The sequence below is a fragment of the Desulfosarcina cetonica JCM 12296 genome, from assembly GCF_001311845.1.
GTDB lineage: Bacteria > Desulfobacterota > Desulfobacteria > Desulfobacterales > Desulfosarcinaceae > Desulfosarcina > Desulfosarcina cetonica.
Genome location: NZ_BBCC01000245.1, coordinates 1 through 8,300, shown reverse-complemented (window position 1 = coordinate 8,300; position 8,300 = coordinate 1). Strand labels below are relative to the sequence as shown.

Below are 8,300 nucleotides of genomic sequence, written 5' to 3'. Positions count from 1 at the left end.
GATGCTGAACCTGGCCATGGATCCGGAAAAAGCCCGCCGCTATCGCGAAAGCTCGATCCCCGAGCATGCCGACAGCTGCACCATGTGTGGTAAGATGTGCGCCGTGCGTAACATGAACCGGGTGCTGGAAGGAAGGATATTCAGCTGAACGACTGATCACAGGCGGCGTCGTAAAACGCCCGATATCCGTGCTCCGCGATCGTCGTCGATGCGGGACGACGATCGCGGACACCGGAGATGACGTGCGATCGGCAATGCCGGGGCTCCCATTTGGGGACCGGCGCATGCGGCAAGGATTCTTCTTGCTTGCGCTTTTCAACCGTTTAAGCAGCCCTTGCATGACGGTTTGATTAACTGCTGATTTCCACACGCTTGATCGCACACATTAACGATTTCATATCCGGGTATCCCAGGATGGGCTCCCTGCATTGGGCGTCTGTTAACAGATTGGCATTGGCCTGCCCGGACCAGCCATGGGGGACAAACACGATGCCGTCGGCCACGCAGTCCACCACACTGGCTTTCATGAACACGGTGCCCCTGTCCGTGGAAACGCTGACATCATCGCCTTGTTGGATCCCGAAATCCTTGGCGGTGTTGCGGCTCAGTTCCGCCAGGGGATGTGGGTCTTGCTCGTTTAAGGCATCAATATTGCGGTGCTGGGAATGGGTGTAATAATAGCTTCGGTTGCCCGTACCCAGGATCAGGGGATATTTTTTGGCATCTTTGTATTTTTTGGACTGGGGGCTCTTGAGCGGTTCCAGGTAGGTGGGCAAGGGATCAACGCCGGCCTGCTGCATGGCATCGCTGTATATTTCAATCTTCTTGGACGGCGTCTTAAAGGTGCCGTCCGGAATCGTGTAGGACTTTTGCTGGTAATAGTCCCCCTCGGGTTTTTCGTTTAACAGGTAGTCAAAGGAAAACCCGGTCTGGCCCAGCTCAAAGGAAACCAGTTCCTCTTCCGATACCCAGGGGAAATAGTCTTCCAGCCCCAGACGTTTTGCCAGCTCCGTGAATAATTTCCACTCGGACCAGCTCTCTTCGTAAGGTTCGATGCACTTTTTGCGCAGCATCAGATAGGGGGTGCAGTGGCACACATTGTAATTATACGCCACGCCATATTTTTCCAGGTTGGAGCAGGCGGGCAGGACATAATGGGCTTCCTTTGCCGTATCCGTCATGTACAGATCATGGACCACCAATAGATCCAGTTTCCTGAATGCTTCCCTGAAAGCATTGCTGTCCGGCATGGAGACCAGGGGATTGCCGCCGACCACGATAAAACTTTTTAAAAGATCCGGGATATTTTCAGGAACCATGGTCACAACGCCGTAGGGGCTTTTCCGGCCCCACAACTCGATGAACAACGGATACTGATCCATGCCCAATGGATCGCCGTCTCCGGATAGCCCCACATTACCCAAATAGGGTCTGGGACTGATCACCCAGCCGCCGGGCACATTGATATTCCCGGTAATGACCTGCAAAATGGAAAACGCCCGGCTGTTCTGGGTGCCATTGGCCGTCTGATCCTGGGTGCACGTTCCCTGGTAGATGGCGGCGCCCTTTGTGGCGGCAAACAGTCGCGCCAGCTTTCGAATCTGATCCGCCGGCACCCAGGTGATCGTCTGGGCCCATTCCGGTGTATATGGCTCAATGTGGGGAACCAGCTTTTCAAAGCCTTTGGTGTGCTGGTCAATAAAGGCCCGGTCATACAGTTCTTCTTTGATGATCACATGGATCAGCGCCAGGGCCAGGGCACCGTCAGATCCGGGACGAATGGGAAGAACCATGTCTGCATGCTTGGACAGGGGGATCTTTTTAGGATCGATGACCACCACTTTGGCGCCTTTTTGCCTGTTTTTTCAATGGCCATTTTTAAAGGCAGGTCCGATGCATCCGGATTGTGCCCCCAGAGGATATACAGATTTGAATCCAGCTCTTCGGTGGGGTATTTACCGAATGTGATCTGGCGGGTTCTGATGCGCATCCGGTAGCATACGCTCTCCACGGAAAAAAAAGTTGGGCGAACCGAAAGCGGTTTTAAAGCGCTGGGTCAAGCCGGCAATCTCCATGTTCTCCACGCCGATCGAACCGGAAAACATGCCCATCATTTGGGGCCCGAATTCTTCCTTCAAATCTGACAGCTTACGGGAAATCTCATCCAGGGCCGTTTCCCATGAAATGCGTTCAAACTTTCCATTTACTTTTTTCATGGGATATTTGATGCGCTGAGGGTGATAAATGGTATCTAAAATGCTTTCGCCTTTTGGACACAATTCCCCTTTATTGATCGGGTGGGATTCCAGCCCTTTTACCGCAACCGCCTTTCCGTCTTCCACGGCAACCCTGATGCCGCAACTATGGTAACACAGCGTACAGTCCGTCAGGATTTCTTTTCTTGCTTTCATTTGGCCTTCCTCCTTGCATGAATTTTAATTCAACCGGCAAACAGATGCTGTTAAACGCCTTCATCGCAATTGGAATGCCAAATGACTGCATATATTAATATGTTCAAATTTTACAAATAGATAAAACAAAGGATGGCTGTACTTAAAATACGGTTCGATAAGAATTATCATTATGATAACAATGGCGCTATCAAACTGATAATTTTTTGCCTTTTACCTTTTTCAAACCCTTTATTTCAGCGGATTGAAAAGACCAAAACAACAGCCAAGATCAGTGCAAGACGATAAACGGATGCAAAACGGCCCATCTTGTGTTGTTATCAATTTGATAGCATCGCTGGGACCTAAGCCGTTTAAGCAGACGTGAAAAAAATAGTTACGCGTTCAGGTTATGCCAAGCTGTTTCAACAGTCTTGAAAAGTTTGATCGGGGCATTCCCAGCATTGCGGCCGCACTGGATTTTTCCCGGAACTCTCTGACAGAGCCTGTCTGACAAGGTTTTTCTTAAAATCAAAAACCGCTTCGTTCAGAGGTCTGACAACGACCTGGTCCGCGGCATCCACAGCCATCTCCCGTGGCAGGTCCGTGATGGTGATATCACCTGAACCCGATATAATCATCAGCCGCTCAATGATGTTCTCAAGCTCTCTGATATTGCCAGGCCAGGAATATTTCAGAAAGATTCCGATGACATCCTTATCGATATGGGCTTTTCCTTTTTTTAGGTGGGCGTATTTGTCGATAAAAAACGCAACCAATCGGGGAATGTCCTCCAGCCTGTCCCGCAAGGGAGGCATGGTGATGGGAAACACGTTAAGCCGATAGAAGAGATCGGAACGGAAGGTTCCTTCTTCTATTTTTATTTGTAAATCCTTGTTCGTCGCGGCAATTACCCTGACATCCATCTTTATGGATGTTGTTGATCCGAGTGGCTGGATTTCACTTTCCTGGAGCACGCGGAGAAGCTTGGTCTGCGTTTTGAGGGAAATATCGCCGATTTCATCCAGAAAAATGGTCCCCCCCTGGGCGAGCTGAAACATCCCCGTCCTTCGGTCATGTGCACCTGTAAAAGCCCCTTTTTCGTGTCCAAACAATTCACTTTCCAACAATTCTTCGGGAATGGCAGCGCAATTGACCTTGATCAGAGGGTTCAGCTTGCGACGGCCCATCTCATGGATCGTGTTGGCGATCAATTCTTTTCCGGTACCGGTTTCGCCATAGATAATGACACTTGTATCGGTGGAAGAAACCCTCTGCACAAGCGCCATGACTGTCTTCATGGCAGAACTTCTACCAACCACAAATTTTTTCTCCTGCTCTACCCTCATTTTTTCCCGAAGGGAGATATTCTCCTGTTCAAGCTTTCGGGACAAATTCTCCATTCGGTTCTTTTGATCGAGGATCTCCTGAAAAGCCAGTGCATTCTTAAGGGCCATGGATACCTGCAGCCCAAAGGCGGAAAAAAATTTTACTTGCTCTTTCCCGAAAGCATGTCCTTTTAAAATGAAAACCACCAGCACGCCGAGGAGTTTGTCTTTTGATCGCAAAGGCACAATTAATTTTGAAGGGTTGTCATTTTTCAAGTATGGTCCGCTTCGGGGGGAGGACTTGGAGATATCTTTCAGATCTTCTAAAAGGAATGCCTCGGGTTCTTGCAATGTTGTTTTTTTGATTTTCTTTTCCAACATGGGAAATTCTATTCTCAGATAGGCATCATCCAGCCCGATCTGAAACGCCTTTCCGAAACTGCCCCCCTCCCACAGGTGAACAGCACAAACCGGATGGCCTAGCCCTTTAACCAGGGAAAGGGTAAGCTCAAGGACTTCATTCACGCCAATATTTTTGTTCAGACTGCCGGAAATCTCGAAAAGAGTGGACAGCTCTTTCATTTTTAGCTGTAACCGCGCATTGGTTTGGGCGAGTTCCAGCGTTCTTTCAGATATTTTCTTTTCGAGCAAGGCGGCGAATCGCTCCTTTTCCTCAAAAAGAACGGCATTTTCAATGGCAAGGCTGATATGGCCGGCAAAGAGTTCAAGCGTTTGGATTTCATCAGGGACAATTGGATTCCGGCTATAAACCTTATCTGCGGTGAGCACGCCCAGCACCCCCGAACGGCCTTTCAATGGAACGGCACAATATTCCTTTGAATCGGTGATCTTCAATCGTTTTTGGCTTACCCGTTTATCTGTCCAGGCGTCGTTCACATAGATCGATTTGCCGGACTGGACGACCAATACCTCAACGGCCGTCTCGTCCATTTTAAAGCCTTTCAAGCTTTTAACCGTAAACCCCTTCTCCTTCTTGATACGGTCAAGGGAGGCCACACAGCGAAGAAAATCATCCTCCACAAGATAGATCAGCCCTCTTTCGAAGTTGACGCCGATGACCGCCTGTTCCACCATGATCTGGAGAAGCCGTTCCATTTTCATGGTCGAGTGGATCTTCTTATTCATCTCGGCCAGACTGCTTAGTTCTCTAAACTGTCTTTCAACAACTTCGGTATAATCCTTTTTGGGGTCGTTCAAATCTTTGGTCATTCCTTGTCACCTGCAGGCTGGCAATGGCGGGGAATAAGGGTGCCGAAAAAAACCATGCAAATTGCCTATAACCGCTGTATCACGATACCGTCAAGGGATTACGCGGGCGCTCGATTTTCGTGGCAGGGACGGTGGCGGCAAGGAAGAGGATGGCGGCGTTGGAGACGCACACAGGTCGGTTTGGATCATACAAAAAGCTCGGTACTCAGATACCGCTCGCCCGTGCTGGGCAGAATCGTAACGATGCGCTTGCCGACGTTTTCCGGCCGTGCCGCCACCTGAAGGGCCGCCCACACAGCCGCGCCCGAGGAGATACCGCACAGAATGCCCTCCCCGGTGGCCAGCTCCCGGGCCGTTTCAAACGCAGCTTCATCCGGCACGGCCATCACCTCGTCAATGATGGCCCGGTCCAGCACTTCGGGCACGAACCCCGCGCCAATGCCCTGGATCTTGTGCGCTCCCTTTTGCCCGCCGGAAAGCACCGGCGACGCTGCCGGCTCGACGGCCACGCAACGGAAGCCGGGTTTCTTCTCCTTGAGATAACCGCCCACGCCGGTGATCGTGCCGCCGGTACCCACGCCGGCCACCAGGATATCCACCTCGCCGGCCGTGTCGTTCCAGATCTCCACGGCCGTGGTCTCGCGGTGGATACGCGGGTTGGCCGGGTTGGTGAACTGGTTGGGCATGAAGGCTCCAGGGTTCTCGGCCACGATGGCCGCTGCCTTTTCGATGGCGCCGCCCATGCCCGCGGGGCCCGGCGTCAACACCAACTCGGCGCCCAGATGGCGCAGCAGTTTCTGACGCTCCACACTCATGGTTTCCGGCATGGTCAAACATAGCCGGTAGCCCCTGGCCGCGCAAATGAAGGCCAAACCGATGCCGGTGTTGCCACTGGTCGGTTCGACGATCAGGGTATCGCCGGAAAGCACGCCGCGCTGTTCGGCATCGTCGAGCATGGCTGCGGCGATGCGATCCTTGACGCTGCCCAGGGGGTTGAAAAACTCCAGTTTGGCAACGATTTCAGCCGGCCGGTCGACAGCAATGCGATTCAAGCGCACCAGGGGGGTCCGGCCGATGGTGTTGTCGATAACCGCATGAATGGTCATGGGATTCTCCTTTTCTTTGAGATACCGTCCGGCATCAACCGGCCTTGCGACGGGCCTCCTTGATGATCAGGCGGGGGGTTTCCAGCATCACGGTGGTATCCGGGGGAATGGATTCGGTCAGCCAGACGTTGCCCCCCACTACCGAGCGGGCGCCGATGACCGTCTCGCCACCCAGAATCGTGGCCCCCGAATAAACGATCACATCATCCTCGATGGTCGGGTGGCGCTTCTTGCCACGCAGGCGTTCACCGGCATCCTTGGGCAGCGACAGGGCGCCCAAGGTCACCCCCTGGTAGATACGCACATTGTTGCCGATACGGGTGGTCTCGCCGATCACCACGCCGGTGCCGTGATCGATGACGAAGCGGCCACCGATGGTGGCGCCCGGATGGATATCGATGCCGGTGATGCTGTGGGCATGTTCGCTCATGATGCGCGGCAGCATGGGCACCCCCAGATCGTGCAGCTGGTGGGCAACCCGGTGGACGCTGATGGCATAGATTCCCGGGTAGCTGAAAATGATCTCGTCGTGGCTTTTGGCCGCCGGGTCGCCCTCGAAGCCGCGCGCACGTCCGAGGCCAGCACTTGCCGAATCTCGGGAATCGTGTCCATCACCGCAAGAGCGATGCTGTGCCCCTGGCTGGTACAGTCGCTGCATGACTGGTTGTAGCGCAGACAGTCGTGGCGGATGTTGTGAGTAATCAGATCGGCCAGCAAGTCGTATAACTTGGAGACGGTCTGCCCCAGGCTATAGCGCAGGTTCACCGGATCGAGTTTTTCGCGACTGAAATAACCCGGAAACAGCAGCTCGCGGAACATATCGATAATATCGGCGACGAACCCCTCGGCAGGAATCGGTTCGCTGTCGATGTGCGTGTAGCAGGGGCTGTTCTGACAGTGGTCGATAATCCGCTCGGCCACCGCCGACAGCTTATCGCGCGCCTGTTCACGGCACTCGGTTTCGGTGCGGCAGGTATCGCTCATGGATGCATCCTCACAGATCGTTAATCGGATCGTATTTTCCTACTTTAACCATCAAGAAAGACTTGTCAAAATCCGCCGATCCGCCTATGGGGTAATTTTCACGTCCTGGGTCGAAATTGACAATCCGGCGGGTTTTTGGTTTGATAAGCCGATCATAGCGCCACGACGGCCGGTAACAAAAAAGGATGAGATGCCCATGAGTGAGCTGGATGACCTGAAATTTGCCATGCTGAGCGATGAGGATCTCGCGACGATCCGGATGCTGGAAAAGAAACTGGGCCCAACCATCCGCCTGGTGGCCGTGGAAAGCAAGATGGTGCTCTACGCCGTGGAAGCCAAAATGGGGCCCAACCTGTGGCAACGCGTGGACGCGGTGTATCCGGAAATCAAAAACGTCAAAGCCTACTACAACGAGCTGGAAGCGGCCAAGGAGGCCAAGGGCTGGCTCAAGGGATTTCTGCTCAACAACACCCTCTCCCCCAAACCCAAAAAGCGCCCCATCCGCATTCGCGAGGTGGTCAATACCGAATCGGCGGATTAGCCGGGAAAAACGTACCTTCCGGTATCACCCCAGTGAAACCATCTCCCTTTTATCCACCGTGGTCGACAACACGATGGCCGTGCGCGTCTGCCCATAGGGACTAAAACGCCCCACCACGGCTTCCAGATCGGCCACCTCGGCCACGCGCACCTGAAGCATGAAGGCGGCCTCACCGCTGATATGGTGACAGGCCTGGATCTCGGTCAGATCGGCGGCGAGTTTCTTGACCGCCGGATAGTAACGGGTATCGGTGACCAATTGGATAAAAGCCGTCACCGGGCGGCCCATTAGTTCCGGATCGATGCGGGCATGATAGCCTTTGATGATGCCGACCGCTTCCAGCCGTTTGACCCGCTCGGCCACGGCCGGCGCCGACAGGCCCACCCGTTTGCCCAGGCGGCTGAACGGAATGCGCGCGTTTTCCTGCAGTGCGGTAAGGATCTTGCGCCCGATCCCATCCAGCAGCTTTTCCTTCTGAAGGTCCATGGCTTCCATTTCCTTATTTTATAACGTCCGGCCCATCGAAAACCATCGATCCTGCATGGCGTCAGTGGCTTTATACGGGTAAATTGGCCCCATGAACACGCCATTTTACATCAAAGGATTGATTTTTGGATTTTCCATCGCCGCACCGGTGGGTCCCATCGGCATTCTTTGTATCCGCCGCAGCCTGTCCGGTGGCTGGCTGGCCGGCCTGCTGACCGGCATGGGCGCGGCCACG

At 53.6% G+C, this 8,300-nt stretch carries 9 protein-coding genes and 1 pseudogene; 2 read left to right on the top strand and 8 right to left on the bottom strand.

What is annotated here, in order from left to right; genetic code table 11:
• The first annotated feature begins 1 nt into the window (after position 1).
• Positions 2-148, top strand: coding sequence for a phosphomethylpyrimidine synthase ThiC (locus JCM12296_RS51040; RefSeq protein ID WP_172684194.1), 147 nt, complete (start codon positions 2-4; stop codon positions 146-148).
• Positions 149-350: 202 nt separating this feature from the next.
• On the opposite strand, the gene JCM12296_RS48445 is transcribed toward JCM12296_RS51040, so the two are convergent.
• From JCM12296_RS48445 to JCM12296_RS49605, 7 genes and pseudogenes are all read right to left on the bottom strand, one after another.
• Positions 351-800: a molybdopterin dinucleotide binding domain-containing protein gene (locus JCM12296_RS48445; RefSeq protein ID WP_281492215.1), complete on the bottom strand. Its 450-nt coding sequence runs from the start codon at positions 798-800 to the stop codon at positions 351-353.
• 207 nt (positions 801-1,007) lie between these two features.
• Positions 1,008-1,847: pseudogene (locus tag JCM12296_RS48440) on the bottom strand (molybdopterin-containing oxidoreductase family protein); the annotation flags it as partial.
• Between the two features lie 108 nt (positions 1,848-1,955).
• A complete protein-coding gene (locus JCM12296_RS42800) occupies positions 1,956-2,411 on the bottom strand; it encodes a molybdopterin-dependent oxidoreductase (protein ID WP_054700963.1) in 456 nt (151 codons plus the stop codon).
• A 404-nt stretch (positions 2,412-2,815) separates the two neighbouring features.
• Positions 2,816-4,948 (bottom strand): sigma-54-dependent Fis family transcriptional regulator, encoded by a 2,133-nt coding sequence (locus JCM12296_RS30555; protein ID WP_054700960.1) that lies wholly within the window; start codon positions 4,946-4,948, stop codon positions 2,816-2,818.
• Positions 4,949-5,133: 185 nt separating this feature from the next.
• Positions 5,134-6,054, bottom strand: coding sequence for a cysteine synthase A (gene cysK / locus JCM12296_RS30550; RefSeq protein WP_054700957.1), 921 nt, complete (start codon positions 6,052-6,054; stop codon positions 5,134-5,136).
• Positions 6,055-6,088: 34 nt separating this feature from the next.
• Positions 6,089-6,499 (bottom strand): serine O-acetyltransferase, encoded by a 411-nt coding sequence (locus tag JCM12296_RS49610; protein WP_281492214.1) that lies wholly within the window; start codon positions 6,497-6,499, stop codon positions 6,089-6,091.
• Positions 6,481-7,038, bottom strand: coding sequence for a hypothetical protein (locus JCM12296_RS49605; RefSeq protein WP_281492213.1), 558 nt, complete (start codon positions 7,036-7,038; stop codon positions 6,481-6,483). Before JCM12296_RS49605 ends, JCM12296_RS49610 begins: the two co-directional genes overlap by 19 nt.
• Positions 7,039-7,234: 196 nt before the next feature.
• On the opposite strand from JCM12296_RS49605, the gene JCM12296_RS39210 reads away from it, so the two are divergent.
• Positions 7,235-7,579, top strand: coding sequence for a hypothetical protein (locus JCM12296_RS39210; RefSeq protein ID WP_157068040.1), 345 nt, complete (start codon positions 7,235-7,237; stop codon positions 7,577-7,579).
• 24 nt (positions 7,580-7,603) lie between these two features.
• Here JCM12296_RS39210 and JCM12296_RS30535 read toward each other — a convergent pair whose 3' ends face one another.
• Positions 7,604-8,065: an Lrp/AsnC family transcriptional regulator gene (locus JCM12296_RS30535; protein WP_054700969.1), complete on the bottom strand. Its 462-nt coding sequence runs from the start codon at positions 8,063-8,065 to the stop codon at positions 7,604-7,606.
• Positions 8,066-8,300: the final 235 nt, after the last annotated feature.